This window comes from Oleiphilus sp. HI0066 (genome assembly GCF_001635725.1).
Map to the genome: position 1 here is coordinate 1 of NZ_LWFH01001063.1, position 1,482 is coordinate 1,482.

Genomic DNA, 1,482 nt, shown 5'->3' on the forward strand with positions numbered 1-1,482 from the left:
CAGCGAGGCAGTTGCTCACGCAGACATTATCATCACTATGCTAGAGACCGGAGATATCGTTGAGCAAACACTCATGCAAGGCGATGTTCTTCAGGCGATAAAGTCTGGAAGCATGGTCGTTGATATGAGTTCAATACCGCCGGAACAAGCGCGTGCACATGCTCAGCTACTTAAGAATTATGGTATTTCGTATTTAGATGCCCCAGTGTCTGGAGGTACCGTAGGTGCTGAACAAGCGACTCTGTCGATTATGGCCGGCGGAAATAAAAATGACTTCGATAAAGCTCTCCCTATTTTCAATGCAATGGGTTCCGCCACACACATCGGCCCGCATGGTACGGGACAAGTCGCTAAACTGGCTAATCAAGCTATTGTAGGTATTACGATTGGAGCAGTCTCAGAAGCTTTATTGCTTGCTGCAGAGGGTGGAGCAGACCCTGTGGCAGTTCGTAAGGCTTTGGGTGGCGGTTTCGCTGCTAGCCGCATATTAGAATTACACGGTCAACGAATCATTGATGGCAATTATGAACCTGGGGCGCGTAGCCGTGTTCAATTAAAAGACATGCGCACCATACTCGATGAAGCTCGATTACAAGGTTTGACCCTACCCCTGTCACAACGCACGCATGACGGCTATCTGTCGCTAATCGCTCATGGCAAAGAGAACATCGACCATAGCGGATTAATGGTAGAACTCGAACGCCTCAACAATACATCGCACTTTGCTGAGAACAAAGAAAATGCCTAAATTCGCGGCCAATATCACCATGCTATTTCAAGAACATGACTTTCTTGATCGTTTTAAAGCAGCGAAAGACAATGGCTTTCGCTACATAGAGTATTTGTTTCCTTATGATTATTCCGCTCAAGATCTTGTCTCAAGATTGCAAGATAACAATCTAGAACAAGTCTTGTTCAACTTGCCTCCCGGCGACTGGTCAAAAGGGGAGCGAGGCATCGCATGCCTACCTGATCGTAAAGACGAATTTCGACGAGATGTTGATCAAGCCATTCATTACGCCGAACAATTAAACGTCAAACAACTCAATTGCCTGTCAGGCTTAAAACCAAACGATTTGAGTGAAGAAGAAGCTGAATCATGCTGGCTGGAAAATATTCACTACGCAGCAAGTGCGCTCGAATCAGCCGGAATAAAACTACTAGTCGAAGCAATTAACTCTAAAGTCGATATGCCTGGTTTCTACCTCGATACCCTCGAAAAGAGCCAGTCATTAATTGATCAAGTTCAACACACAAACGTTTACTTTCAATTCGACCTCTATCATATGCACATCATGCACGGCGATTTAGAAAGAAGTTTGAAATCTATCTGGCCACACATTCAACACGTACAATTTGCCGACAGCACTGGCCGACACGAACCAGGCACTGGCGACATTGATTTTGAAAAAGCATTCAATTTTCTAGACCAGAATGAGTACACAGGATTTGTTAGTGCAGAATATCTGCCAAAAACAGACA

At 45.0% G+C, this 1,482-nt stretch carries 2 protein-coding genes; both read left to right on the plus strand.

Annotated features, from left to right (window positions below; translation table 11 throughout):
• Positions 1 to 748 (plus strand): NAD(P)-dependent oxidoreductase (locus A3738_RS13295; protein ID WP_068763634.1); only part of this gene is annotated, 748 nt, incomplete at its 5' end.
• On the plus strand, positions 741 to 1,482 hold a 742-nt coding region (locus A3738_RS13300; RefSeq protein WP_068763635.1), incomplete at its 3' end, for a TIM barrel protein. The genes A3738_RS13295 and A3738_RS13300, both read left to right, overlap by 8 nt.